This is a genomic window from Sphingomonas sp. AP4-R1 (genome assembly GCF_013113735.1).
GTDB lineage: Bacteria > Pseudomonadota > Alphaproteobacteria > Sphingomonadales > Sphingomonadaceae > Sphingomonas_I.
This window is the reverse complement of record NZ_CP053346.1, coordinates 4,088,804-4,114,880: the sequence shown is the minus strand read 5'-3', so window position 1 is coordinate 4,114,880 and position 26,077 is coordinate 4,088,804. Positions and strand designations below refer to the sequence as shown.

Sequence of the window (26,077 nt, the reverse complement as noted above, 5' to 3'; positions counted from 1 at the left end):
GGCTGAAGCCTGACACCTCCCCCTAGCGGGGGAGGATGAAAAAACGGGTCAGCGCGTAATGCCGAAGCCGATCCGCAGCCGCGTCTGCTTACGATTATAGTCGAGCAGGCTCTCGCCATAGCCGGCAAAGCCCTGCGCGATCATGTAAAGCTGCGGACCGGACGACCACATCTTCGTGAGTGGATAGGAGAGCGTGCCATCCACCGCGCCCTTGCCGCTGCCGAAGGCGAAGCGGCTCGTCAGGCTCAGGCGCAGCCCGTCATCCTCGCCGAACGCGGCATAGAGGCCGGTATGGCCGCGATAGCGCTCGATATCCTCATTGCCCGCCTGTCCGCCGACATAGGCCCAGACGCGCGGCCCCAGCGTGAGCGTGTAGCGGCCGATCGGCAGGCTCGCCTCGGGCTGGACGTAGACCGTGTTGAGCGTGCGGGAGGCTAGGCCGTCGCGCCCGTTGGACTCATGCCGCGCGCCGAAGCGTCCGCCGATCGAAAGCCCGTTCGATCCCACCGGCTTGGGCGGCACGAGATAGAAGAGCTCGGGCATGTAGTTGACGTCGCGGAACGGCGAACTGACGCCCCCGATGTCCCAGAACATGCGCTGGGTGTAGGCGAAGTTGATCCCGTCCATCCAGTTTCCGCGCTGGCCGAACAGGCGATATTTCAGGCTGAGCTGGATGCGCGCGGCGGTGTTCGTGCCTGGCCCGTAGACGAAATAGATCGGTTCGTAGACCGAGAGATTGGGCAGCAGTGGATTGTCGCGCGGCGATCCGGCCGAGGGGGGCGCGGCGGGGGGCGTGGTGACGGGCTGGGTCGCCGCGGCGGGGGGCGAGGGCGTTTCGGTCGTCGCGGTTGCGACCTGCACGGGCTCGGCGGCCGAGGCTCCGGCCGGAATGTCGAGCGCGATGATCGGCGCGTCGGGCACCGATAGCGAGAGCATGCCCGGCCCGGTCCCGACGGGAAGGGTGCCTTCGTAGCGCAGCGGAATGAAGCCCGAAGCGGCGATGGGTTTGTGATCGGCCGGTGCCGCGGGGTGCAGGGTGATCGTGTCGCTGCGCCCGTTCGCGCTTTTCAGGCTGGCGGTGATCGTGCCCGGCGACGTGAAGTCGGCGGTCGCGCCCGAGGCGTTGATCGCGACGAGGTCCACCGTCACGCGGCCGGAGGACGGCTCGACATGCGTGCCGGAGACGATCAGCCGGACCGGCTCCGCCGCGCAGGCGGGGAACGCGATGGCGAGGCCGAGAAAAGGGAGAATGTTCCGCATCCGCAAGGGACGCGCGCCGGGGTGGGTTGTTCCCTTGGAACAGGCCGGCTCGAGCGGGCCAGCCTTTCTTCTCCCCTCCTTGGAGGGAGTTGCTGTGAAATTTGACTTTCCGCCTTCGTTTGCACTGAGCTTGTCGAAGTGCCGTTCGACCTTCTCCGGTTGTTCAAGAAGAAGGACGGTGCTTCGACAGGCTCAGCACGAACGGAATTTGGGCTTTGGCTTCGTTTCAGGCGAACCGTCCTTCCGGCAGCGCCCCACCCCCAACCCCTCCCTTTCAGGGAGGAGAGCATGTCGGGAGCGTACTCCTCCGGCCTTCGCTGGGGCACGGTAGGCAAGGCAGAACGAAAAAGGGCGGCCGGTCCTAAGACCAGCCGCCCCTCATCGGTTCGAGTCAGCCCAACTCAGGCGAACAGCTTCGCCCAGGCGCGCTTCGGACGGTTCTTCCAGTGGCCGCGATGATAGGCGTCGGACGCCAGCAGCGGGATCACCGAACCGGCTTCGGCGAACACCATCTGCTCGATGCCCGTGTTCACCTTGCCCCAGCTCGCCGCTTCCTGCAGCGTCGAGGAGGAACAGGCGCCGTCGCGGACGTCGGCGACGGTGATCTGCACCGCATATTTGTGCACCTCGACATCGTCATGACCGAGGATCTCGGCGCAGACGACCGTGTCCTGGATGAAGTTCTTGGGCACGCCGCCGCCGATCATCAGCAGGCCGGAGGTGCCGCCCTTGATCTTGATGTCGGTCAGTTCGCGGAAGTCCGCGATGCTGTCGATCGTGAGGTAGGGCTTGCCCGCCTTCATGCTATCGACCTGATGCTTGACGAGGCCGAAGCCGGCCGAGCTGTCCGTGAAGGCCGGGCAGAAGATCGGCACGTCATGCTCGTAGGCGAGCTTGACGAGGCTGTTGTCCTTCTTGCCATGCTCGACGAGGTACTTGCCCATCTCGCGGATGAAGGCACGCGACGAATAGGCCTTGGGCTCCAGCGTCTCGGCGATCTCGAAGATCGTGTGGTCGACGTTCTGGAGGTCTTCCTCGTCGATATAGGTATCGTAGATCCGGTCGATCAGCAGCGAGCGCAGCGTATCGTCGTCGGGGATTTCCTTGGCCTGATAATGCTTGTGGCCAAGGCCCTCGAAGAAATCCATGTCCACGATCGTGGCGCCGGTGGCGACGATGCCGTCGACCATGCCGTTCTTCACCAGCTCGGCATAAGCGTCCATGCAGCCGCCGGCCGAGGTGGAGCCCGCGATCACGAGGAAGATCGTGCAGTCCGGATCCGCCAGCATGTCGTTGTAGATGCCGGTGGCGCGGGCGAGATCGCGGCTCGTGAAGCTCATCTTGCCCATCGCATCGATGATCGGGCGCGCGTCGAAGCTGGTGATGTCGACATGCTCCACCACGGTGGAGAGCAGTTCGGCCTTGCGCGTGTCGTTGATCTTGTCGGTCATGGATACCCTCATTCCCGGTGATCCGCCGTCATTCTGGGGACGTGGAAACCCGAACGGCGCCGCGATGCTCGAAGCATCCGGCGTCCAGCGGCCTCCGCCGAAGCGGAGGCCGGAACAGTGTAGGTCTTACGTTACAGAGTGACGACGTTCGAGAAGCGCTTCGGCTCCACCTCGATGTCGGCATAGACGCTCGCCATCGGCTCGTCGGTCATCACGACCGTCTCGCCGGCGGTGAAGCCGTTGAAGCCGGTGCGCATCGCGCAGCCATAGGCGCCGAGCATGCCGATCTCGATATAATCGCCCGGCTGGGTGTCGGCCGGCAGCAGGAACGGGCCCGCCATGTGATCGATATCGTCGCAGGTCGGCCCGTAGAAGCTGAACGGCAGATCCTTGGCCTCGCTCTCCGGCTGGCGGACGAGCGTGACCGGGAAGCGCCAGCCGACATGCGCCGCATCGAACAGGGCGCCGTAAGCGCCGTCGTTGATGTAGAGCTGTTCGCCGCGGCGACGCTCGACGCGCACCAGCAGGCTCGCATATTCGGCGCACAGCGCGCGGCCCGGCTCGGCCCACAGCTCCGCCGAATAGCTGACGGGCAGCTGCTCGAACGTTTCGTGGATCGCGTCGAAATAGGCTTCCAGCGGCGCCGGCGTCATGCCCGGATAGATGGACGGGAAACCGCCACCCACGTCGATCACGTCGACCGTGACGGCCGCCTCGACGATCGCCTGCTTCACGCGGCCCAGCGCCTGCACATAGGCCTGCGGGCTCATCGTCTGGCTGCCGACATGGAAGCAGATGCCGAGCGCGTCGGCCGCCTGGCGGGCGGCGAACAGCAGGGCCTTGGTCTCTTCCGGCGCGGCGCCGAACTTCGAGGCGAGGCTGAGCTTCGCATGCTCGGACGACACGCGCAGCCGCACGCAGAGCGTGAGATCGGTCGCGTCGCCGGTGGCGCGCATGATCTTCTCGAGCTCGTCGATCGTATCGAGGCTGAAGGTGCGGACGCCGTGGACCTCATAGGCCTCGCGGATCGCTTCCTCGGCCTTGACCGGGTGCATGAAGCACAGCGTCGCATCCGGCGCGACCGAGGCGACGAGGCGAACCTCGGCGATCGACGCGACGTCGAAATGCGTGATTCCGCTCTCCCACAGGATCCTGATCAGATCCGGCGAGGGATTGGCCTTCACCGCATACATCGAGCGGCCCTTGAACTTCTCCACGAAGAAGCGGGCGGCCCGACGGGCGGCGTGAGGACGAACGAGCGTGACCGGCTGAACCGGGCGTCGATCGGCGATGTCGGCAACGGTGACGTTGTCGGACGGGTGGGCAGCTAGCCCCAGCGCGCGAGGATGCTTGTGCAATTCAAGGGACCTCCAGATGCCTGACGGCAAGTCGTTGACGGAAAGCTGCCTTGCGGTTGGAAGTCCCCATGGGGCAGCGAGGCGCGGCATATATGGTCGCGTGACCCCCCTGTAAAGTTCCAATTTGAAGATGGTTTCAGCGCGTCTAAAGCGTTGGGACGGATCGTGGCCGAGGTGGGGTGAATGAGCGAAAAAGTACCGTCTTATGAAGGAGTTGTTGCGGCGGCGGCACGGCTTTCCGGGATCGTTGCGGAAACGCCTTTGCTGCCGTTCGAGCATCGCGGGCGGCTCCATTGGTTAAAGGCCGAGTCGCTTCAGCGCGGCGGGGCGTTCAAATATCGCGGCGCCTATAACCGTCTGGCGCAGATCGCCCCGGAGAATCGGCCGGCAGGGGTAGTCGCCTTCTCGTCCGGGAATCACGCGCAGGGCGTGGCGCGCGCGGCGAAACTGCTCGGCATGCCGGCCGCGATCGTGATGCCGGCCGATGCCCCCGCCGTGAAGGTGGCGGGCACGCGTGCGCTGGGCGCCGAGGTAATCCCCTATGATCGCCATACCGAGAGCCGCGAACAGATCGCGGCGCGGATCGCGGCCGAGCGCGGCGCCGTGCTGGTGCCCTCGTTCGACGATGTCGACGTGGTGGAAGGGCAGGGCACGACCGGGCTCGACATCCTGCGCCAGCTCGGCCGCGTGCCGGGCCGGGTGGTGGTGCCGTGCGGCGGCGGCGGGCTTTCTGCCGGAATCGCGCTGGCGCTGCCCGAGAGCGCGATCGTGATCGCCGAGCCGGAGGGGTGGGACGATATGGGCCGCAGCCTTGCCGGTGGTGCGATCGTCGAGGTCCCGGCCGACGCGCCCTTCACCGCCTGCGACGCGCTCCAGACGAAGCGCGTGGCGGACATGACGTTCGGCGCGCTGAAGGCGGCGGGCGCCACCGGCGTGGCCGTGAGCGAGGCCGAGCATCGCGCTGCGATGCGCTTCGCCTACGATCTGGGGCTGGTGGTGGAGCCGGGCGGGGCGGTCGCGCTGGCGGCGCTGCTGGCGGGCAAACTGCCGGACGACGATGCGGAGACGGTGGTGGTCTGCTCGGGCAGCAATGTCGATCCGGCGCAGTTCGCGGCGGTGCTGACGGAGCGTGTGTAACGCCTTCTTCTTCCGTTTGGTTCGAGCTTGTCGAGAACGCATAGCATCGAGCGAAGTCGAGATGCGGCGATTGTGTCACGGCTTCTCGGCTTCGCTCGAAGCCCGAAGAGTTCTCGACTGCGCTCGAACCAAACGGAGTTGGATGGGATGGAGATGACAGGCCAAATCCGCGTCGGCATCGGCGGCTGGACCTATGAGCCGTGGCGCGAAACCTTCTATCCGAAGGGCCACCCCAAGGCGCGCGAGCTGGAATATGCGAGCGCGCACGTCACCGCGATCGAGATTAACGGCACCTTCTATTCCCGCCAGAAGCCCGCCACCTGGGCGGACTGGGCCAGGCGCACGCCCGACGATTTCGTCTTCTCCGTGAAGGCCTCGCGCTATGTGGTGAACCGCAAGGTGCTGGCCGAGGCGGGCGAGGGGATCGCCAATTTCCTCGACCAGGGATTGGTGGAGCTGGGCCCCAAGCTCGGGCCGATCCTGTGGCAGTTTGCGGGCACCAAACAGTTCGACCGCGAGGATATCGCCCGCTTCCTCGATCTCCTGCCTGAAAGCCATGGCGGGCTCCGCCTGCGCCACGCGATCGAGCCGCGTCACGAGAGCTTCCGCGACGAGGCGTTCGTGACGCTGGCGCGCGATCACAATGCGGCGATCGTGATCGCGGATGACGAAAGCTGGCCGCAGATCGCCGACATCACCGCCGATTTCACCTATGCCCGTCTTCAGCGCCAGCGCGAGGAGGAGCCGACCGGCTATTCCTCCGACGAGCTGGACCAGTGGGCGAAGGTGGCGAAAAGCTGGGCGGCCGGCCATTCGCCCGAAGGGCTGGATTATGTCGGCGGCCCGCATCCGGCCGAGAAGCGGGATGCGTTCGTCTTCATGATCAACGGCGCGAAAGTGAGGGCCCCCGCTGCGGCGATGGCCTTGATCGAGCGGCTTTAGGCCTTCGGTCGCCTCCACGCCCTTCGCCATCCCGGCGCGGGCTGGGGGCGCTTGAGGCGGGGGGTGCGGATCCCCTGAGAGATCCCAGCCTGCGCTGAGATGACGGGATGATGGCAAGCTCGCAGGGGTTGCACCTCGCCCCCAAGGCCCCACTTCCCGGCGATGATGTTCCGCGTATTTCCGCCACTCGCGCTGCTCGCGCTCGCCGCGCAGCCGCTGGCGGCCAAACCCCATTATTCGCCCTCCACCGGCCAGTCTTCGCTCTATGCCTGCGCGGACGGGCGGACGATCGAGGTGCTGTATTCGGGCGGGGACGCCGCCGTGATCACGCTGGGCGACGACACCGTCCAGCTCGCCCGCGCCGTCTCGGCGAGCGGGGAGCGCTATGTGGGCGGCGGCTGGCAATGGTGGGGCAAGGGCCGCAGCGACGGGATGCTGAGTCCGATCGCGGCGGGCGAGGCGACGGCCTCCGCGCCGGGCGTGGATTGCCGCGTCCGCTAAGATCGGTTGGCCGGGACTCCTGCGAACGCAGGAGTCCCGGGCTGCAAGGGCACGGTTCGAAGCTCTGGGCTCCTGCGTTCGCAGGAGCGCGATTGGGCTAAAGTCGGCGCGATTTTCGCTGCCTTCCTGCCATAATCTCCAAGCAGCAAAGGGGCATGAGCCCCTCGATCCGCCTCGCCATCTTCCCGGACGATCGCGAGGCCGTGCTGGATATCTGGCGCGAGTTCGTCGCCAGCCCCAGCGTCAGCCTCGACTTTCAGGGCAACGAGGCGGAATTCGCCGCGTTGCCGGGCAAATATGCGCCGCCCGCCGGCCGGATCCTGCTGGCCGAGCAGGCGGGCGCGATCCTCGGCTGCGTCGCTTTGCGGAAGGTCGATCCCGCCATTTGCGAGATGAAGCGGCTCTATGTCCGCCCCGCCGGACGGGGGATCGGGCTTGGCAGGCGATTGGTGGAACGGCTGATCGCGGAGGCGCGGGACGCAGGCTATGCCGAAATGCGGCTGGACGTGCTGGCCGAGTTCGAACGCGCCCGGGCTCTCTATCGCGCACTGGGGTTCGGGCCGGCGGATCCGGTGACGGTCAATCCCCTGCCGGGAACCTCGTTCCTGGGGCGATATCTTATCTAACTATCGAAAATCGCGTGTTTCTGCGGTTTGCGCGCGGTGCGCTGAACTGAGAGCGATAACGGTTGTTCAAGGCCCATTGATCGCCCGCCCCGATTGGCGTTAGCACGACGTCGATCGATCAGGGGTAAGCGTGGGGAATGACCGCTGTTCCGCCTGCCGGCGTTGGATCCATGGCGGCGGAGGTGCCGTCTCTCGAGATCGAAGCGCGGGCCGCCTATCTGCGCGTCGTCGGCAAGGGATTGTGGAGCCCGGCCTTCGTCGACGGGCATTTCGGCGCGCTGCAGCGACAGGTGGAGGAATTGCGCGAACGGTGCGGCTCGGCGCGCGTCCTCGTCAATCTCAGCGGAGCGACGATCCAGCCGGCCGATACGGCCGAGCGCATCCGCCACTGGACGGGTCTGATCTATCAGCAGCGGGACAAGGTGGCGATCGTCCTCGCCTCCAGCCTGCTCAAGTCGCAGATGCGCCGGGTCGCCATCGTCGCCGACCGCGAACTGTTCCTGTCGGAAGCCAATGCGATCGCCTGGCTGACGGCCTGAGTCTGTTTGAGAACGCGCCATTCGGCGCGTAGCGGCACCAGCCCGCTCCCCCACCCGACCTCCCAACTAGGATATTCTGTGGGAGGTCGGGTGGGGGAGCGGGCTGGTGCCGCACGTAAAATGCGCTCTTCCGCGCATTTTCCAAGAGCGCCTCAGCCCTGCAGGCGCAGCGCGACCTCGTTCATGAAGCGCACGTCGTCGGCCGCCGCCAGCCAGGGCGCCTCGGCGGACACGGCGCCCAGCAGATCGGCCAGATCGTCCATCTCGGCCTTGGCGAAATTGCCCAGCACATGGCCGGTCACGCGATCCTTGTGCCCCGGATGGCCGATGCCCAGCCGCACGCGGCGATAGTCCTGCCCCAGATGCTGGTCGATCGAGCGGAGGCCATTATGTCCGGCCGCACCGCCGCCGGTCTTCACCTTCACCTTGAAGGGCGCCAGATCCAGTTCGTCGTGGAACGCGGTGAGCGCGGCGGGCTCCAGCTTGTAGAAGCGCGCGGCCTCGGCCACCGATCGGCCGCTGTCGTTCATGAAGGTGGCGGGTTTCAGCAGCAGGATGCGCTGCGTGCCGATCCGGCCGAGCGAGGCCCAGCCCTGAAACTGTTTCTTCCACGGCTCGAAGCCGTGCATCTCGGCGATCGTATCGACCGCCATGAAGCCGATATTGTGGCGATGAAGCGCATATTGCGCGCCGGGATTGCCGAGGCCGACCCAGAGCTGCACGTCCGATCCTCCGGCTTCAGAAACGCGTCACCCCAGCGCGGGCCGGGGTCTCGTGAGGCTGGCGCGGTGGCCGTCTCCTGAGACCCCAGCCTACGCTGGGGTGACGAAATACCGAAAGGCTTAGGCTTCCGCCTCGCCCTCCTCGGCGGCGGCCTCGTCCTCGCCTTCGCTCGACTTCAGCGCGGACGGGGCGACGATCGTCGCGATGGTCACGTCGTCGGTGTCGGCAGCCTTGGCGCCGGCCGGCAGCGTGATGTTGGAGAGATGGATGCTCTCGCCGACCTCGAGACCCTTCAGCGAGACGTTGATCTCGCTCGGGATCTGCGCGGCATCGACGATCAGGCCGAGGTCATGCACGACGACGTTCAGCACGCCACCGCGCTTGAGGCCGGGGCTCAGTTCCTCGTCGGCGAACACCACCGGCACATCGACATGCACGGTGGTGTGCTCGCCGATGCGGAGGAAGTCGACATGGAGCGGACGGTCGGTGACCGGGTGGAACTGGACGTCCTTGGGCAGCGTGCGGATCGCTTCGCCGACACCGTCGATCATCACGACCGTGTTCATGAAGTGGCCCGTCGAAAGCGCCTTCACGAGCGCCTTCTCCTCGATGTGGATCGAGATCGGCTGCTGCTTGTTGCCGTATACAACGGCGGGGACGCGGCCTTCACGACGATGCTCACGGGAGGCTCCCTTGCCAGCCCGTTCGCGCGTCTCGGCCGACAGGGTGAGCTGATCGCTCATAGGTCTGTCTCCAGTTCGCTAGAATTAAAAATGCCCCGCCGCCTCCAGGGATGTCCGGCGAGGAGGCGGGGCGCTTAGCGGAATGGCGCGCGAAACGCAACGGCGTGGCTATGGCCTATATACTCTCTTCCCCGTTCGTCCTGAGCGAAGTCGAAGGACGTGCCCCAGGCACCGTCGCCTGAAGCCCGTCCTTCGACAGGCTCAGGACGAACGGGGAGAGGGCGGGGCTTTGACTTACGGCTTGAAGTGGATGCCGGCGCTCAAGAAGACGCGCTGGCGCGAGGTGTGATCGGCATAGTTGGAGTAGCGATAGCCGGCGCCGACCGAGAACATGTCGGTCAGCGAATATTCGGCGCCCGCGCCCAGCTGATACCCGTCCGAATGGACGACATTGTAGAAGGCGCCGGCCGTGCCGCTGTTGTTCGGGCCGGTGAAGGCCGCGCGCTGCTTGTCGTTCACGTAGCCGCCGATGCCATAGACGAGGATCTGCGGTTTCACGAGATAGCCCGCGCGGATGCCCGCGCCGATCTCGCGGAACGACTTCTGGGCATAGGTGCCGCCGAGCGGATTGGTGACGTTCTCGCCGCGCGATTGCCAGTAGCTGACCTCCGGGCCGACCACGAACTTGTCCGCGATCACGCCGTCGAAGCCGGCCGCACCGCCCCAGCCGAACTTGTTGTCGTGCGTGCCCTGGCTCTGGAAGCGATCGCCGCCGGCCTGCACCTCGGCGCGGAAGCCGCGAAAGCTGGTGCCGTTCGAGCTGACGGTGTCGGAGGTGGCGGCGTCCTGCGCCTGTGCGGCGGCGGTGACGCCCAGCGCGGTGGCGAGCGAGGCGACGAGAAGAGTGTTACGCATGAGCAATCCTTACCGAAGTCAAAAGATACGACGGCGGTGGAATGACAATGCTGTGGCGATCGTTCCTCAATCGAACGCAAGCAGGACGACCTGTTGCATTTGGGCATCACGCCGATTTGTTCAAATCTAAACGCAGGATGAACCGGTCATTAAACGCGCGTTCATCACACTATTGGACGCGAATAACCTTCAGGCCTTTACTTGCCAGCATCTGTTGCACGCTATCGGGGCCGACGAGATGGCCCGCGCCGACCGCGACGAACACGGTTCCGGGCGTCTTCAATCGCTCCGCCAGCGCCGCCGCCCACAATTCGTCCCGCTTGCGGATCAGCAACCCGCGCAGTTCCGGCGTGAAATCGGGTTCCTCGGCGAAGCTCTGTTCGATGCCCTTCACGTCGCCCGCCATCCACGTCTTCACCATCCGGTCGAATTCGGCGCGGGCATCCTTCGGATCCTCCAGCACGGCGGCGAGGAAGGTGCGCTGGGCGCTTTCGGGCAGGGCATCGAAATAAGCGAGCTGGCTCGCCGCCGTCTCCAGCCCCTCGACCGGCTTGTTGGCGGCACGGAACAGCTTGGTCACCTGCGGCTCCACCCCGTCCGCGCCGGGCTTGAGGCCGATGTCGCCGAGCGCCACGCTCGTCAGCACGACGCCCGCCGCCCAGCTCTTGAGTCCGTCGAGGAACGGGGCGGGCAGGTTGGTCTTCGCCATCAGCGCCTTCAGCATCGCGCGCTTTTCGGGCGGAACGCGCTCGACCAGCGGGGGCAGGCCTTGCCCCTTGCCGAGCGTGGACAGGACGGTGGCGACCGCGGCGGGATCCTGATCCAGTACCGCCTCCAGCGTCAGCGACTGCGCCTTGCCCATCGCCGCGTCGATGGTCTTGTCGCGCCACTTGAGGCCCGACGGCAGCACATGGATCGTGCCGAACAGATAGATGGTCGTGTCCGCATCCGCGAGCTTCCACAAAGCCGGCCGGGCAAGGGCCGGCGGGGCGGCCAGCACCGTGGCGGCGGCGGCGAGAAAGGCGGGGAGGGCGGATCGGAAGCGCAGCATTCCCGTCGCTTGCCCCCTCGGCCCCGAGGGCGCAAGCTGCGGCGCACGGTTGACCCGATCCGTGCCGCGCGCCAAACGCGCAAGCCTTGCGGTCCGCCGCACCTGAACGAGAGAGACATATCTTGGCGTCGCCCAAGCCCCTCAGCTTCCAGCGCCTGATCCTGACGCTCCACGATTATTGGAGTGCGCAGGGCTGCGTGATCCTGCAGCCCTATGACATGGAGATGGGCGCCGGCACCTTCCATCCGGCTACCACGCTGCGCGCGCTCGGCCCGAAGCCGTGGAAGGCGGCCTATGTGCAGCCCTCGCGCCGTCCGACCGATGGCCGCTATGGCGAGAATCCCAACCGGCTTGGTCATTATTATCAGTATCAGGTGATCCTGAAGCCTTCTCCCTCGAACCTGCAGGAGCTGTATCTCGGGTCGCTCGGCCGGATCGGCGTGGACATGCAGACGCACGACATCCGCTTCGTGGAGGATGACTGGGAGAGCCCCACGCTCGGCGCCTGGGGGCTGGGCTGGGAGGTCTGGTGCGACGGGATGGAGGTGACGCAGTTCACCTATTTCCAGCAGGTCGGCGGCATCGAGTGCAAGCCGGTCGCGGGCGAGCTGACCTACGGGCTGGAGCGTCTGGCGATGTACATCCAGGGCGTCGACAACGTCTATGATCTCGCCTTCAACGATGACGGCGTCACCTATGGCGACGTGTTCCTGGAAAACGAGAAGCAATTCAGCGCCTATAATTTCGAGGCGGCGAACACGGACATGCTGTTCAGGCAGTTCACGATGGCGGCGGACGAGGCCAAGGCGCTGATCGAGCGCGGTCTGCCGCTGCCCGCTTACGATCAGGCGATCAAGGCGAGCCATGTGTTCAACACGCTGCAGGCGCGCGGCGTGATCTCCGTGGCCGAGCGCCAGGCCTATATCGGCCGCGTGCGCGATCTGGCGAAGGGCGCCTGCGAGGCGTGGATGGCGCATAACGGGTGGGACGCGTGATGAAGGTTGTTGAATTCCTCCCTGCGCGCAGCGTGGGGATGGTGGAGGGGCAAAGCCTCACCGTCCGGCATTTCCCCTCCACCGCACTTCGTGCGGTCCCCCTCGCCATCTGCGATGGGGAGGAACAGGCATGACCGATTTCCTGCTCGAACTCCGATCGGAGGAAATCCCCGCGCGCATGCAGGACAAGGCGCGCGCCGATCTCGCGCGCCTGTTCGCGGCCGAGATGGAGAAGGCCGGCCTGCCCGCCACCGGCATCGAGACCTTCGCCACGCCGCGCCGCCTCGCCTTGATCGCGCGTGATCTGCCGAGCTTCACCGCCGCCGTCTCCGAAGAAACGAAGGGCCCGCGCACCTCGGCACCCGAACAGGCGCTGGACGGCTTCCTCCGCAAGACCGGGCTGACGCGCGCGGACCTGACCGAGCGTGACGGCGTCTGGTTCGCGATCGTGAACAAGCCCGGCCGCGCAACGGCGGACGTGATCGCGGAGGCGATCCCCGCGATCGTCCGTGCTTTCCCCTGGCCCAAGTCGATGCGCTGGGGCACGGCCTCGGCCTCCTCGTCCAGCCTGCGCTGGGTGCGCCCGCTGCAGGGCATCGTCGCGCTGCTGGGCGAGACTGTCGTGCCGTTCGAAATCGAGGGCGTCGCCAGCGGCGCCGTCACGCTCGGCCACCGCTTCCACCATCCGGGCGAAATCACGATTGGGTCCGCCGCCGATTATGCGGACAAGCTGCGCCTCTGCCACGTGATCGTCGATCCCGCCGAGCGTGCGACGATCATCGAGGAGGGCGCCGCCGCGCTCGCCGCCGCCAATGGCCTCAGCGTGATCCCCGATCCGGGCCTGGTCGCGGAGAATGCGGGGCTCACCGAATGGCCGGTGCCTTTGCTCGGCTTCTTCGATCCGGCCTTCCTCGAAGTGCCGCGCGAAGTGATCCAGCTCACGCTGCGCACCAACCAGAAATATTTCGTGCTGAATGACGAGGGCGGCAATCTGGCCCCGGCCTTCCTCTGCACCGCGAATATCGATGCGGTGGATGGCGGCGTGCAGATCGTCGCCGGCAACGGCAAGGTGCTGGCCGCGCGCCTCTCGGACGCCCGCTTCTTCTGGGAGCAGGATCTGAAGGTTCGCCTGGAGGATCAGGCGAAGAAGCTCGGCCAGATCGTGTTCCACGAAAAGCTCGGCACCGTCGCCGACAAGGTGGAGCGCGTGGCCAAGCTGGCGCGCTGGCTGGTGGAAGAGGGGATCGTTGGTGGTAATGCCCCACAAACCCCGTTCGTCCTGAGCGAAGTCGAAGGACGTGCTCCGAACGAAACGCCTGCCCCTGAAGCCCGTGCTTCGACGTCGCTCAGCACGAACGGAGATAGGGTTGCGCTCGCCGACATGGCCGAACAGGCCGCGCGCCTGTGCAAGGCCGATCTCGTCACCGGCATGGTCGGCGAATTCCCCGAGCTTCAGGGCATCATGGGCGGCTATTATGCGCGGGCCGAGGGGCTGCCCGATGCGGTGGCCGACGCGATCCGCGACCATTACAAACCAGTCGGCCAGGGCGACGACGTCCCCACAGCCCCGGTGACGGTGGCGGTGAGTTTGGCGGACAAGCTGGACTCGATCCTAGCGTTCTTCCTTATTCAAGAGCGCCCTACGGGTTCGAAAGATCCGTTCGCGCTACGTCGAAGTGCTCTCGGCATAATTGGGCTTAGTGGCACGAGTGGCATTAAGCTGCCATTGAACGAACTTTTTGCGGTCTGGACTGATGAAGTAGATTTTATGGTCCGGACCATAATGTCGACGCATGGTCGTCAAGTAATGGCGCAGCAGCGTGCCCGCGAGCAAGTTGAAGCGGTCGCGAGCGGGATGGAAACAGAAACTGTTGGTGAATGGGTGCTCCCTCAGCCGGTGTCAGTATCTGTTGATCTTCCTGAGAACACCGAAGTTCAGGACCGGCTGGATATGGCTACCGGCCTTTATGGAAGATTGGAGGATTTTGACCCGTCTGACGTTCTTTCTTTCCTCATCGACCGCCTCAAGGTCCAGCAGCGCGAAGCGGGCGTTCGCCACGATCTGATCGACGCGGTGTTCGCGCTCGGCGGCGAGGATGATCTCGTCCGGCTGCTCGCCCGCGTGAAGGCGCTGCAGGCGTTCGTGGAGACGGACGACGGCCGCAATCTGATCGCCGGCTACAAGCGCGCCGCCAACATTCTCCGCAAGGAAGGGTGGGAGGAGGCCAACACCTCCCGTCACCCCGGCCTTGAGCCGGGGTCCCGCTTGTCTGCGGACAGTGAGGAAGAAGCGGGATCCCGGCTCGGGGGCCGGGATGACGAGGTGGGTGTCACCGCGCTTTCCTACACGCCCGAAAAGGCGGAAGCCGATCTTCTGGCCGCGCTCGCCACGGCGGAGGCGCATGCCGCGTCCGCCGTCGTCGCCGAGGAATATGAAACCGCCATGTCCGCTCTCGCCACGTTGCGCGCGCCGATCGACGCCTTTTTCGAGGCCGTCATCGTCAACGATGCCGATCCCGAAAAGCGCGCGGCCCGTCTCGGCCTGCTGGCGCGCATGCGGGGCGCCTGCCACACGGTCGCGGATTTTTCGCGGATCGAGGGCTGATGGTCCGGTTTCCCGCGCGCATGTGCGGGGTGAAGGACTTTCGTGACTTTCCACATAGTGGACTGTACGGGGAACCGGCCGGCCTTGATCGGGTTGGGCTAAGACGATAGCTTCGCTGCACCGCACAATCCCGGCCGAGGCCGAAATGTGCGGTGTGTGCGGTGCGAGACGCGTACAGGGAGATACAGATGGCGAGCGTGGTGGCGATGAGCGACGAGGCAGTCCGGTACGTCTATCGCTTCGGCGGCGGGGTTTCCGACGGCGGCAACGGCGACAAGAACCTGCTCGGCGGCAAGGGCGCCAATCTCGACGGCATGGCCTCGATCGGCCTGCCCGTGCCTCCCGGCTTCACCATCTCCACCGCGATGTGCACCCGTTATTATGACGAGGGCGGCGCCTTTCCGGAAAGCCTCACCGCCGAAGTGGCGCAGGGCATCGCGCATATCGAAGGCGTGACCGGCAAGCGCTTCGGCGACGAGGCCGATCCTTTGCTCGTCTCGGTCCGCTCGGGCGCGCGCATCTCGATGCCGGGGATGATGGACACGGTCCTCAATCTCGGCCTGAACGACCAGACGGTGGAAGGCCTCGCCACCACTTCGGGCGACGCGCGCTTCGCGTGGGACAGCTATCGCCGCTTCATCCAGATGTATTCGGATGTGGTCCTCGAACTGGATCATGGCGCGTTCGAGGAAGCGCTGGAGATCGCGAAGGAGGATCGCGGCTTCACGCTGGATACCGAGCTTTCGGCCGACGATCTGCGCGCGCTGGTGAAGACCTATAAGGGCCTCGTCGAGGAACAGTGGGGCAAGCCCTTCCCGCAGGATGTGCACGATCAGCTGTGGGGTGCGGTCGGTGCCGTGTTCGGATCGTGGCAGGCCGAGCGCGCCAAGGTCTATCGCCGCCTGAACGACATTCCGGGCAACTGGGGCACCGCCGTCAACGTGCAGGCGATGGTGTTCGGCAATATGGGCGACACGTCCGCGACGGGCGTGGCCTTCACGCGTGATCCGGCCACGGGCGAGCGCGCTTATTATGGCGAATTCCTGATCAATGCGCAGGGCGAGGACGTCGTCGCCGGCATCCGCACGCCGCAATATCTCACGCTGGCCGCGCGCGAGCGGGCAGGGGCCAAGGCCGCCTCGATGGAAGAGGCGATGCCGGAAACCTTCGCCGAGCTGGCGCGGGTGTTCGATCTGCTCGAAACGCATTATCGCGACATGCAGGACATCGAGTTCACGGTGCAGCAGGGCAAGCTCTGGATGCTCCAGACACGCTCGGGCAAGCGCACCGCGAAGGCGGCGCTGAAGATCGCGGTCGATATGGCCAATGAAGGCCTGATCACGAAGCAGGAGGCGGTCCTCCGCGTCGATCCCGCCGCGCTCGATCAGCTGCTCCACCCGACGCTGGATCCCAAGGCGCCGCGCGACGTGATCGCCAAGGGTCTGCCGGCGTCGCCGGGTGCGGCCTCCGGCCAGGTCGTGTTCGACGCCGACACCGCCGAGAAGCGCAAGGCCGCCGGTGACGACGTCATCCTCGTCCGCGTCGAAACCTCGCCGGAAGACATTCACGGCATGCACGCGGCGAAGGGCATCCTGACGGCGCGCGGCGGCATGACCAGCCACGCCGCCGTGGTGGCGCGCGGCATGGGCCGTCCCTGCGTGTCGGGTGTCGGCACGCTGGCGATCGACGCCAAGAACAAGATCTTCCGCGTCGGCGCGCGGGAAGTGCGCGAAGGCGATATCGTCACAATCGACGGCGCGACCGGCGAGGTGATGGTCGGCGCGGTCGCCACCGTGCAGCCGGAGCTGGCCGGCGATTTCGGCGTGCTGATGGAGTGGGCCGATCAGGTCCGCCGCCTGAAGATCCGCACCAATGCGGAAACGCCGCTCGACTGCCGCACGGCTCGTCAATTCGGAGCGGAGGGCATCGGCCTGTGCCGCACCGAGCACATGTTCTTCGACGCCAGCCGCATCACGTCGGTCCGCCAGATGATCCTGGCGGAGGACGAAGCGGGGCGTCGCGCCGCGCTCGACAAATTGCTGCCCGAACAGCGCGCGGACTTCACCGAGATTTTCGAGATCATGGTGGGGCTCCCGGTTACGATCCGCCTGCTCGATCCGCCGCTCCACGAATTCCTGCCGCATGAGGAAGCCGAGTTCGAGGAAGTGGCGTCGGCGACGGGCATCGATGTCGAGAAGCTCAAGCGCCGTGCGGCCGAGCTGCACGAATTCAATCCGATGCTCGGCCATCGCGGCTGCCGTCTCGGCGTCACCTATCCCGAGATTTACGAGATGCAGGCGCGCGCCATCTTCGAGGCGGCGGTCGCCGTCGCCAACAAGACGGGCGAGGCGGTGATCCCCGAAGTGATGGTCCCGCTCGTCGCCACCCGGCGCGAGCTGGAGCTGATGAAGGCCGTGATCGACAAGGCCGCGGCGGCCGTGTTCGCCGAGACGGGCACCACGCTCGATTACCTCGTCGGCACGATGATCGAGCTGCCGCGCGCGGCGTTGCGCGCAGGCGAGATCGCCGAGGTGGGCGAGTTCTTCTCGTTCGGCACCAACGACCTGACGCAGACCGCTCTCGGCGTGTCGCGCGACGACGCGGCGCGCTTCCTGGGCGCCTATGTCGAGAAGGGCATCTACGCGAAAGACCCGTTCGTCAGCCTCGACGTCGAGGGCGTGGGCGAACTGATCGAGATCGCGGCCGAGCGTGGCCGCGCGACCCGCGCAGGCATCAAGCTCGGCATCTGCGGCGAGCATGGCGGCGATCCCGCCTCGATCGCCTTCTGCGAAAAGACCGGCCTCGATTACGTCTCCGCCTCGCCCTATCGCGTGCCGATCGCGCGGCTGGCGGCGGCGCAGGCCGCGCTGGCGAAGTAAAGCAGTCGCGTTTTCCCGTTTGCCCTGAGCCTGTCGAGGGGCTGTCCTTCTTCTTCTTCTCCAGAGCGCAGAAGAAAGAACGGTGCTTCGACAAGCCCAGCACGAACGGTGGGACGAGGCGATATGAGGAGCGCGTTCAGCGCGGATCCGTTCAGTGAACCGACAGGCCTTTTCAGGTCTGTCGGGGGACGGATTGGAGAATGACGTGACGCGGATCGTGATCGGATTGCTGGGACTGGCCGTTTCGGCGGGCCTTTGCGCCGGGCTGGCGCTCCCGGCGAGCGCCCAGGTCGCGTCCGAGGCAGCTGCTCAGGCCGCTCCCGGTGGCGCGCCGGGCACCGTCGCTTTGTCTGCCGACGAGCGCGCCGCCGTTCTCGATGCGGCCGCGCGCCGTCCCGACTCCGAACTGCCGATCAACGGCGCCGGCCGGCAGATCCACGGCACGGTCGGCATGGAGATGGATTCGCGCGGCGGCCACGCGCTTTACGGCACCACGGCCGTGCCGCTCGGCAATAATGGCGTGGCGGCCTTCTCCTTCATGACCGGACGGTCGGGGCGCTGGCGGTGAGCCGCCGCGCGCTGATTTGCCTCGCCTTGCTTGGCGGCAGCGCCGCCGCAGCCCAGACCCCTCCCACCACGGCGACGCCCGCTCCGGCCGCCGCCACGGCTGCGCCCCACGGCGAGGCCACTCCCCAGATCACCGTCGATGGCCGTCAGGGGCCGCGCTATCCGCTGTTCGTCAGCCCAATGGGTGAGCCGTTCCGGGGCGGCGAAGCGCCCGAAAAGGACTGGTTCGCCGGGGTCGACCGGAATCAGGACGGCCAGCTCAGCCGCACCGAATTCCTCGCCGACGCGATGCGATTCTTCCATACGCTGGACCTCGATCACAATGGCGAGATCGGTCCCGGCGAGATCGACCGTTACGAACAGGATCTTCTGCCCGAGATCGGCGCAGGCGGTGGCGGCGGTTTTGGTGACGGCCCGCCGCCGCCCGGTGCTGGCCGACCCGGTGGCGGCCGGCGCGGTGGCGGAATGGGCGGCGGTCATCGTGGCGGCATGGGTGGCGGTGGAATGGGTGGCGGCGGCATGGGCGGGATGGGCGATGGCCCTCCGCCCGGCGGTGGCGGTCCGAAGCCTGGCTATACCTATCACGCCGCCGGCGCCGGCCGTTTCGGCTATATCGCCACGCCGGAGCCGGTGACGGCAGCCGACACCGATCTCAATCGCAGCGTGAGCGACAAGGAATTCGTCGACGCCGCCGGCCGCCGCTTCGCCTTGCTGGATACGAATGGCGACGGCGCGATCACGGCGAAGGAGCTGCCGAAGTTGATGCGTCCCCGCTTCCGCGACCGTGGCGGGAAGGGAGAGCATAAGGGCGACCGGGGCCCGCCGCCGCCCGACGGGAATTGATGGGCGTCTGAAGCCCGGCGCCTGTCGTTTGTATTAACCGTCATTGCGCGCGCAGCGAAGCAATCCAGGCCCGCACGGCGAGGAATTGGATTGCTTCCCCCGGCTCAAGGCCGGGGTCGCAATGACGATGAAGTGAGTTAGGTGACGCGCCCCCGTCTCAGGCGAAGCGGGCGCGATGCTCCGCGATCTCGCCGTCCTGCAGCAACTGCGCCTGCTCGCGCCACTGCTCCTGCTGGACGTAGCCGCGATCGGCGCCGAGCCGGTCTTCCAGTTCCTCCTCTTCGGCGCGGGTCATGCCGATGAGCTGGGCGTAGCGGTAAATGCCTTCCTCGTTCAGGTCCTGCTCGCCCTCGGGGCCGAGGCCGCGGATCAGGCTGAGATCGTCGCGGCGCAGATCCAGCGTGGAGGCGGGAGGCGGATCGATCGCGGCCGATGCCCGGGCGACCGCCGCCGTCCGCTCGCGCTCCAGCTCGACGATCCGCGCTTCGGCCGTCTCGATCGCCGCGGCATGCTCGCGCTGCTCCTCGACGCGGGCGTCGCGCTCGGCTTCATACGCACGGCGCCACTTCTTGGTGGAGCGGGACAACAGGCCGAGCAGCCAGCCAAGCACGAAGACGAGGAACAGGATCACCCATTGTTGGGTGGTGAATGCGGGCATCAGGCGGCAGCCTCTCTTTTTCGGTTTCGCCGGGGCAACGATCACGCCCCGACGCCGTTCCGTCAACCGCCGTAAGAGGGTTCCGCCTTACCCTTTCATCATATTGTCGCTGATCGAGCAGGCTGCGGGCCCCAGAATCACGATGAACAGCACCGGAAGGATGAACAGGATCAGCGGCACCGTCATGATCGCGGGGAGTCGCGCGGCCTTTTCCTCGGCCTTCATCATGCGTTCGTGGCGGAATTCCGCCGAAAGCACCCGCAGCGCGGAGGCGAGGGGGGTGCCGTATTTCTCGGTCTGGATCATGGTGGTCACCACGCCCCGGATCGAATCGAGCGCGACGCGATTGGCGAGATTCTCGAACGCCATGCGCCGTTCGGTGAGGAAGCCCAGCTCGATCGCGGTGAGGCCGAATTCGTCGCCCAGCTCCGGATAGCTCTTGCCCAGTTCGCGGGCCACGCGGGAAAAGGCCGAGTCCACGGTCAGGCCCGCCTCGGCGCAGATCACCAGCAGATCGAGCGCATCGGGCAGGCCCTTGCGGATCAGGGCGGTGCGCTTGGTGATCAGATTCTTCAGATAGATGTCCGGCGCCTTGTAGCTCAGCACCAGCGCCCCCGCGACGAGCGCGTAGCGCTTGGCCCAGCCCCAGTCCGGGAACATATCGATCAGATAGACGAGGATCACCGCCGATCCGCCCAGCACGATCGGCAGCATCAGCCGGGCGAAGATCACGGCGATGGCCGCGTCCTTCGAACGGATGCCGGCCTGCGAGAGCTTGGTCTGCGCTTCCTTCAGCTGCGTATCTTGCAGCACTTTCAGGCCCGACAGGAAGCTCCGCATCCGATCGGTCGTCTGGCTGGAGCCGGTGAGCTTGGCGCGCTTGCGGGTGGAGGCGGTGATGCCCGCCTTCAGCTGCTCGCGCCGCTCGTTCAGCGCCTTCACGCGCCGCGCCATCGGATCGCGCGCCGTGGTGCCCGCATAGATGGCGATCATCAGCGAAAAGAAGGCCGCCGCCGACGCCACGGTGCCGGCGAGGTTCATATCGATGCCGTGGAAGGGAGCCATCATCGTCATCAGATCTCGAAATTGATCATCTTGCCCATGATGAAGACGCCGATCCCCATCCAGATGCCGCCGCCCATCGCCGTGTAGATCAGGCGCTGATCGGTGAAGAAGGTGCCCATATAGGCCGGATTGATATAGTAGATGAGGCCGAAGACGATGAAGGGCAGCGATCCGATGATGTAGGCCGACGCCTTCGATTCCGAAGACATGGCGTTGATCTTCAGCTTCATCTGCATGCGCTTGCGCAGCACGTCGGCCAGATTGCCCAGCGTTTCGGCCAGATTGCCGCCCGTCTCGCGCTGGATGGCGAGGCTGACGACGAAGAACTGGAATTCGGGCGTCTGCAATTTGTCGGCGGTTTCCTGGAGGCTCGCCTCCATCGTCCGGCCGATCCGCATCCGATCCGCCACCGCGCGAAATTCGCTGCCCACGGGATCGGGCAGTTCATTGGCGACGACGCCCATCGTCTCGGAGATGGGCAGCCCCGAACGCAGGCCGCGCACCAGCAGCTCGATCGCGTCGGGAAAACGCGTGATGAACTTCTGCACGCGCGTCTTCGCCATGCGGGTGACGATGAAATGGGGCAAGCCGATGCCGATCAGCAGGCCGAGGAACAGGGTCGTCAGCAGCGAGGTGCCGCGCATCAGCAATGCGGCCCAGGCGAGCGCGGTGGCGATGCCGCAGCCGGTGGCATATTGGCCGATCGTCCAGTTGCGTCCGGTCATCTCCAGCCGGCGGCGGAGCAGATCGGGATTGGGCAGAAGGCGCGCGAAGCTGTTCTCGATCCGGCCGCCGGCATTGTGCGCGGCGGTGATCTTGCGAAGCTGCGTCTCGATCACGTTGCCGGCGCCGTGACGCTCCTTGAGTGCCTCCAGCCGACGGTTGCGGGCCCGGCGCTGCGTGCGCTCCTGCAGGCCGACCACGACGGCCGCGCCGCCGAGCAGCAGCAGGAGGAAGAGGGCGGTGATCAGCATCAGCCGAGGCCGCTCAGGCGCGACGCTTGCGCGGGAGGATGGATTTCAGCTCCCCGATCCGGCCGATCAGCGAGCTTTTGCTCTTCGGCTGGGCCTCCTCCTCACCGATCACCAAGGTGGCGAGCGAGGCGAGCGCCTGCCCGATCTTGCCGGCCTTGGCGGATTCGGCGAGCGGCTTGCCGAGCTTGGCCGCATCGGACACCGCCTTCGCGTCATAGCCGATCACCAGATCCACCGGGCGCTCGATCGAGGCCTCGAAATCCTTGCGGCTGATCTCCTCGATCCCGCCGGCCGGCACGCGATTGGCGACCAGCACGATCCGGGCCTGCGGCGCATTGGACTTGAACCAGGAGAGAAGGCGGATCGTGTCGCGCGTCGCCGCCAGCGTCAGCTCGGTCACGACCACGATCACGCCGATCGTCTGGAGCAGCGCGGGATGCGCGACCAGCATGTGGCGCGGCAGATCGATCACGGTGCAGGCGAAGCCGTTGCGAAGCTCCTCCTGCAGCTGGAAGAAGGAGGAGCCATCGCCCGACAGAGGCTGATGGATCGGTGCCTCGGCCGAGAGCACGCCGAGCCGGGGCGTCGCGCGGACCAGCGCGCGCTCCAGGAACAGCCCGTCGATGCGGCTGGGATTTTCGATCGCGTCGGTCAGGCCGCGCCCCGGCTCCAGATCGAGCGCGAGCGCGCCCGTGCCGAAGTGGACGTCGAGATCGAGCAGGGCCGTCTGGCGGTGGCGCGTCTCGGCCAGCAGCCATGCGATGGAGACGGCGAGGGTGGAGGCGCCCACACCGCCGCGAACGCCGACGACCGCCGCCATCATGTGCGGCACCTCGGGATCGCCCTCGGTGTCGCGGTGCCCCGCCTGCGAGGCCTGCGCCTGCAGGATCGCTTCGTGCAGCTGATCCTCGGTGAAGGGCTTCAGCAGATAATCCTGGATGCCGCTGGCGATCAGGTGACGATAGAAGCGCACGTCGTTGATCTTGCCGCAGGCGAGCACGATCGTACCCGGCTCGCACACTTCGGCGAGGCCGTTAATGTCCTCCAGCGGGTCCGAGGATTCGGACAGATCGATCAGCAGCATCGCCGGGCTGGCGGAGACGGCGAGCGTCTGCACCGCATAGCGGATGCCGCCATCGTGGATGCGCTCGAGCGGCCAGCCGATCGCGCCGATCACGTTGCGGACGACCTGATCGCTGTCGCTGTCGCTCAGGAAGGCGCTGAAGGGGTCGCGCAGCGCGAGGCCGGGGTGGAAGGGTGCGTTCATGATCAGTTGCCCGCCTTCGAGCTGGTCTTTTCGATGCCGCGCATCGCGGATGGGCCGATGTCGCGCCACGCCTTGATGGCACGTGTCGCCTTGGTGGCGTCGGCGGCGGCGGCCACGTCGGTGCGGCCGCGCACGAGATCGTTCGGATCGGCGACCATTGCCGCCAGATTGACCGCCGTGGCGCAGCCGTAATTGCTGGACTGGCCCTCGCTCATGGGCAGGGTCCGGTCGCTCCAGTCCGGGCAGTTGGCCACGGTCGCGCCGGCGGCGGACACGACCGGCTGGTGCGGGGAGACGAGGCCACGATCGCCGACGGCGCAGCCGGCCAGCGGGAGCGACGCGACGATCGCGATGAGGGGAAGCGTCTTCATGGGGATCATCCTCCTCAGGAGTGGGCAGGCGCGGCGGCGGGGGTGGCGGCCGCAGCCGCAGCCGGCGCGGGCGACGGCGCGACCGAGGGTTTCGGCCGATCCAGTCCGCTCTGCCCATCGGTCTGCTTGTCGCCCAGGATGCGATCGACGGGGCGGGCCGACTTGTAGCCGTCCGTCGGCAGCGCGATCCGGTTCGCGTCGACCGGCTTCACGATATAGGGCGTGACGACGATCATCAGCTCGGTTTCGGACTTCTTGAACGTGTTCGACCGGAAGAGCGCGCCGAGGATCGGCAGGTCACCCAGCACGGGCGCCTTGTCGGTGGAGTTGTTGTGGCTGTTCTGCAGCAGGCCGCCGATCACGAAGCTCTGGCCGGAGCCGAGCTCGATCGTCGTATCCGCGCGTCGCGTCGTCAGCGCCGGGATGGTGAAGCCGTTCAGCTTCACCGAGCCGCTGTCCGACAGCTGCGACACTTCCGGGCGGACACGCAGCGCGATGCGTCCGCCGGACAGGACGGTCGGCGTGAACGAGAGGCTGACGCCATATTGCTTGAACTCCACCGAGACGGTGCCGAGGCCCTGGCTCTGCGGGATCGGGATCTCGCCGCCGGCCAGGAAGCTCGCGGTTTCGCCCGAGAGCGCGGTCAGCGTGGGTTCGGCGAGCGTCGTGACGAGGCCGTGGGATTCCGCCAGATCGAGCGAGCCGAGGATATCCACGCCGAACATCTTGCCCGCGAAACCGAGCGCGCTTCCGATCCCCGCGCCGGTGATGAGGCTGGTGCCAGCCGAGCTTTCCGTTCCCCCCGTGAACAACGTGCCGCCGGGCGTATATTGCGGGCTGAAAGAGCGACCCTGTGTGACACCGAACTTGAAGCCGCCGGTGGAGTCCCCGGACGTGAGATTGACGCCGATCTGGCGGCTGATCTCGCGGCTGACCTCGGCGATCTTGACGTGGACGCTCACCTGCTGGGGCGTCGCGATCTTCAGATGGTTGATCACGGGCACGCTGTTGGCCGTGAACAGCTCCGTGAGGCGCTGCGCCTCCTCGGCGTCGGCGGGTGCCACGACGGTGCCGGTCAGCAACACCATGCCGGACATGTTTGTGGCGGTGATGTCCTGATCGGGCAAGGCGGTGCGGAGCATGGCGCCGACATCGGCGATGTTGTTGCCGACGCGCACCTGCGTCGACCAGACGACCGCGCCGCTCTTGTCGGTGGCATAGACGCTGGTCTGGCCCGGCCCCTTGCCGAACAGATAGAGCTGGGTGGGGCTCTTCACGTTGACGTCGGCGACCTTGTCGTCCGCCACGAACATGCCGGTGATGGCGCGCGGCAGCACGATCAGCTGGCCGGTGCCGACCGAGAGCGACAGCGCGCGACCCGGCGCCTGCGCGCGCGGGACGGAGCGATCGGCGGGACGCGGGGCGGCACGGCCCGCATCGCCGGCCGCCACGTCCGCCAGAGCCGAACCGCCCGCCATGTCGACGGTGGTCAGCGTATCGGCGGCGGCGACGGCCGCGATCGGCGCGGCGCCGGCCGCCAGCGCGGTTTCCGGCACGGCGACGAAGGTGGCGGCGGCGAGCCCGGCGACGCTCGTCGCGGTGAGGGCAAGCTTAGAGGTGGAACGCATCATCAATTTCCCTGCCCGACGCTCGTCTCGGTGACTGTCTGTCCACGCGCGATGGTGATGACCGGGCCGTGCGCGCGCGTCGCGGCCTGTGCGAAAGACGCAGGGGCGGGCTGCGCCGGAGCGGTCGCCTGCGCCTCGCTCTTGCCGGGCACGCCGCCGCGGGCGAAGCGCGACACTTCGGCGCCGGTGGTGAAGGTATCGGTCTCCACCGGGCGGGCGGCGATCTGCAGCATCATCTGCTTCTCGGCCTTCGCATCGCCCTTTTCGGGCAGCGTGATCTCGCCGGCCGCGATCTGGCGCTCCAGCTCCATACGATCGTCGGCGATCGGGCGGAGCGAGAGCGAGAGCGAGCCCATCGTCTGCGCGACGGCGATCTTCTCGGACAGCTTGGGGGTCGCCTCCAGCGTGACGTTCGAGAAAGCGGTGACGACCGTCTTGCCGGCATCGTCGACGCTCTTGTCGGTCTTCTGGTCGGTCGCCAGCACGCGCAGGTTGCGGACGATCGTTTCGGAGGCCTTCAGCGGCTCGCCATCGCCGCCGCCGGACACCGACTGGGTCAGCAGCAGATCGACGCGGTCGCCGGGGAAGACGAAGCCCGCCACGCCGCTCGCCATGCTGACCGAGATGGTCACGGCGCGCATGCCGGGGGCCAGAGCGGCGGCGAGGAAGCCGCGATCGCCGGGCTTCACCAGAGCGCCCTGCGTGATCGGCTGGCCGGCGGTGATCGGGAAGCGGACGACGGTGCCGTTCAGCGTCTGCTGATCGGTCGTGCCGCGAATATAATAAGCCTGCTGGACGAGCTCGTTCGGCCAGGGCTGATAGCGGAAGGCATCCGGGGTGATGATCGTGCCCGCCGGCAGCGCGCGGGTGGCGACGAGAACTTCGGGCCCGGTGACGACCGGCGCGGACGCGGCCTGGGCGGTGGCGGCGGGGCTGCCCCCGACGAGGCTTCGGGCCAGCATGGCCGAAATGAGCGCGAAGACGAGCGCCCCGGCCATCAGCATCAGCTTTCGTGAGTTCATTGCAGCCTCAAAGTCCC

24 protein-coding genes are annotated in these 26,077 nt (G+C 66.7%); 10 read left to right on the top strand and 14 right to left on the bottom strand.

Annotated elements, in window-relative coordinates:
- Positions 1–48: 48 nt before the first annotated feature.
- From HL653_RS18770 to HL653_RS18760, 3 genes are all read right to left on the bottom strand, one after another.
- The gene (locus HL653_RS18770) at positions 49–1,260 is read right to left on the bottom strand and encodes a phospholipase A (protein ID WP_171745860.1); all 1,212 of its coding nucleotides are present in this window, start codon (positions 1,258–1,260) and stop codon (positions 49–51) included.
- A 401-nt stretch (positions 1,261–1,661) separates the two neighbouring features.
- Entirely contained in the window at positions 1,662–2,711 is a 1,050-nt protein-coding gene (locus HL653_RS18765; RefSeq protein ID WP_171745859.1) for a deoxyhypusine synthase, read from the bottom strand.
- A gap of 131 nt (positions 2,712–2,842) precedes the next feature.
- Complete coding sequence (locus tag HL653_RS18760; RefSeq protein ID WP_253717072.1) at positions 2,843–4,069, bottom strand: type III PLP-dependent enzyme; 1,227 nt, start codon at positions 4,067–4,069, stop codon at positions 2,843–2,845.
- Between the two features lie 183 nt (positions 4,070–4,252).
- Between HL653_RS18760 and HL653_RS18755 the strand changes: the two genes are divergently transcribed.
- The 5 genes from HL653_RS18755 (at position 4,253) to HL653_RS18735 (ending at position 7,814) form a co-directional block, all read left to right on the top strand.
- Positions 4,253–5,206, top strand: a complete 954-nt coding sequence (locus tag HL653_RS18755) for a threonine/serine dehydratase (protein ID WP_171745857.1) — start codon at positions 4,253–4,255, stop codon at positions 5,204–5,206.
- 153 nt (positions 5,207–5,359) lie between these two features.
- Positions 5,360–6,148, top strand: coding sequence for a DUF72 domain-containing protein (locus HL653_RS18750; RefSeq protein WP_171745856.1), 789 nt, complete (start codon positions 5,360–5,362; stop codon positions 6,146–6,148).
- Between the two features lie 162 nt (positions 6,149–6,310).
- A complete protein-coding gene (locus tag HL653_RS18745) occupies positions 6,311–6,649 on the top strand; it encodes an MliC family protein (protein ID WP_171745855.1) in 339 nt (112 codons plus the stop codon).
- A 155-nt stretch (positions 6,650–6,804) separates the two neighbouring features.
- On the top strand, positions 6,805–7,275 hold the full coding sequence (locus HL653_RS18740) for a GNAT family N-acetyltransferase (RefSeq protein WP_171745854.1): 471 nt from the start codon (positions 6,805–6,807) through the stop codon (positions 7,273–7,275).
- Between the two features lie 137 nt (positions 7,276–7,412).
- On the top strand, positions 7,413–7,814 hold the full coding sequence (locus HL653_RS18735; protein ID WP_171745853.1) for a hypothetical protein: 402 nt from the start codon (positions 7,413–7,415) through the stop codon (positions 7,812–7,814).
- A gap of 152 nt (positions 7,815–7,966) precedes the next feature.
- Here HL653_RS18735 and pth read toward each other — a convergent pair whose 3' ends face one another.
- The 4 genes from pth to HL653_RS18715 form a co-directional block, all read right to left on the bottom strand.
- A complete protein-coding gene (gene pth, locus HL653_RS18730) occupies positions 7,967–8,536 on the bottom strand; it encodes an aminoacyl-tRNA hydrolase (protein ID WP_171745852.1) in 570 nt (189 codons plus the stop codon).
- A gap of 120 nt (positions 8,537–8,656) precedes the next feature.
- A complete protein-coding gene (locus tag HL653_RS18725; RefSeq protein WP_171745851.1) occupies positions 8,657–9,280 on the bottom strand; it encodes a 50S ribosomal protein L25/general stress protein Ctc in 624 nt (207 codons plus the stop codon).
- Positions 9,281–9,514: 234 nt separating this feature from the next.
- On the bottom strand, positions 9,515–10,135 hold the full coding sequence (locus tag HL653_RS18720) for an outer membrane protein (protein ID WP_171745850.1): 621 nt from the start codon (positions 10,133–10,135) through the stop codon (positions 9,515–9,517).
- 169 nt (positions 10,136–10,304) lie between these two features.
- Entirely contained in the window at positions 10,305–11,186 is an 882-nt protein-coding gene (locus tag HL653_RS18715; protein WP_171745849.1) for a TraB/GumN family protein, read from the bottom strand.
- Between the two features lie 122 nt (positions 11,187–11,308).
- Between HL653_RS18715 and HL653_RS18710 the strand changes: the two genes are divergently transcribed.
- The 5 genes from HL653_RS18710 (at position 11,309) to HL653_RS18690 (ending at position 19,075) form a co-directional block, all read left to right on the top strand.
- The gene (locus HL653_RS18710; RefSeq protein ID WP_171745848.1) at positions 11,309–12,181 is read left to right on the top strand and encodes a glycine--tRNA ligase subunit alpha; all 873 of its coding nucleotides are present in this window, start codon (positions 11,309–11,311) and stop codon (positions 12,179–12,181) included.
- A gap of 130 nt (positions 12,182–12,311) precedes the next feature.
- A complete protein-coding gene (gene glyS, locus HL653_RS18705) occupies positions 12,312–14,786 on the top strand; it encodes a glycine--tRNA ligase subunit beta (protein WP_171745847.1) in 2,475 nt (824 codons plus the stop codon).
- A gap of 188 nt (positions 14,787–14,974) precedes the next feature.
- Entirely contained in the window at positions 14,975–17,665 is a 2,691-nt protein-coding gene (gene ppdK / locus HL653_RS18700) for a pyruvate, phosphate dikinase (RefSeq protein WP_171745846.1), read from the top strand.
- A gap of 154 nt (positions 17,666–17,819) precedes the next feature.
- Positions 17,820–18,233 carry a hypothetical protein gene (locus tag HL653_RS18695; RefSeq protein ID WP_171745845.1) on the top strand — a complete coding sequence of 138 codons (414 nt, stop codon included), beginning with the start codon at positions 17,820–17,822 and terminating at the stop codon, positions 18,231–18,233.
- Positions 18,230–19,075 (top strand): EF-hand domain-containing protein, encoded by an 846-nt coding sequence (locus HL653_RS18690; protein WP_171745844.1) that lies wholly within the window; start codon positions 18,230–18,232, stop codon positions 19,073–19,075. The genes HL653_RS18695 and HL653_RS18690 overlap by 4 nt, the downstream gene beginning before the upstream one ends.
- Before the next feature lie 157 nt (positions 19,076–19,232).
- Here HL653_RS18690 and HL653_RS18685 read toward each other — a convergent pair whose 3' ends face one another.
- The 7 genes from HL653_RS18685 to cpaB form a co-directional block, all read right to left on the bottom strand.
- Positions 19,233–19,733, bottom strand: coding sequence for a hypothetical protein (locus HL653_RS18685; RefSeq protein WP_171745843.1), 501 nt, complete (start codon positions 19,731–19,733; stop codon positions 19,233–19,235).
- 87 nt (positions 19,734–19,820) lie between these two features.
- Positions 19,821–20,807: a type II secretion system F family protein gene (locus HL653_RS18680; protein WP_171745842.1), complete on the bottom strand. Its 987-nt coding sequence runs from the start codon at positions 20,805–20,807 to the stop codon at positions 19,821–19,823.
- A complete protein-coding gene (locus HL653_RS18675; protein ID WP_171745841.1) occupies positions 20,807–21,772 on the bottom strand; it encodes a type II secretion system F family protein in 966 nt (321 codons plus the stop codon). The genes HL653_RS18680 and HL653_RS18675 overlap by 1 nt, the downstream gene beginning before the upstream one ends.
- A gap of 13 nt (positions 21,773–21,785) precedes the next feature.
- A complete protein-coding gene (locus HL653_RS18670; RefSeq protein WP_171745840.1) occupies positions 21,786–23,039 on the bottom strand; it encodes a pilus assembly protein CpaE in 1,254 nt (417 codons plus the stop codon).
- A gap of 2 nt (positions 23,040–23,041) precedes the next feature.
- Positions 23,042–23,410: a CpaD family pilus assembly lipoprotein gene (locus HL653_RS18665; protein ID WP_171745839.1), complete on the bottom strand. Its 369-nt coding sequence runs from the start codon at positions 23,408–23,410 to the stop codon at positions 23,042–23,044.
- Between the two features lie 14 nt (positions 23,411–23,424).
- Entirely contained in the window at positions 23,425–25,041 is a 1,617-nt protein-coding gene (locus HL653_RS18660) for a type II and III secretion system protein family protein (protein ID WP_253717070.1), read from the bottom strand.
- Complete coding sequence (gene cpaB / locus HL653_RS18655; RefSeq protein WP_171745838.1) at positions 25,041–26,060, bottom strand: Flp pilus assembly protein CpaB; 1,020 nt, start codon at positions 26,058–26,060, stop codon at positions 25,041–25,043. The genes HL653_RS18660 and cpaB overlap by 1 nt, the downstream gene beginning before the upstream one ends.
- Positions 26,061–26,077: the final 17 nt, after the last annotated feature.